The organism is Sulfitobacter sp. HI0040 (assembly GCF_001634885.1).
Lineage (GTDB): Bacteria > Pseudomonadota > Alphaproteobacteria > Rhodobacterales > Rhodobacteraceae > Sulfitobacter.
This window is the reverse complement of the sequence record NZ_LWEX01000502.1, coordinates 1-256: the sequence shown is the minus strand read 5'-3', so window position 1 is coordinate 256 and position 256 is coordinate 1. Positions and strand designations below refer to the sequence as shown.

Annotated in this window: 1 protein-coding gene; it reads right to left on the bottom strand. The window is 62.9% G+C overall.

Features of this window, described 5'->3' with window-relative positions; genetic code table 11:
• The coding region (locus tag A3728_RS19800; protein WP_150120906.1) for a lytic transglycosylase domain-containing protein at positions 1–256 on the bottom strand (256 nt) is incomplete at both ends.

The window sequence follows — 256 nt, the reverse complement described above, 5'->3', positions numbered from 1 at the left end:
AACTGTCGGCGGCGTAATAGACGCCGGCCTCGGAGATGCTGGCATACTCGGCCAGCGCAAAGTCCGAGGGCGAGAGCGTGCCGAGCGCATCGGCGCCGCCGACCACGGCAAGGTATTCGTTGTAAAACTTGGAGATGTTGCGCACATAGCCTTGGGTCTCGGCAAAGGGCGGCACGCCACCATATTCGATCACGCGTCCCGGACCCGCGTTATAGGCCGCGAGCGCATGGGGGATGTTGCCGAAGCGATTGAGCTG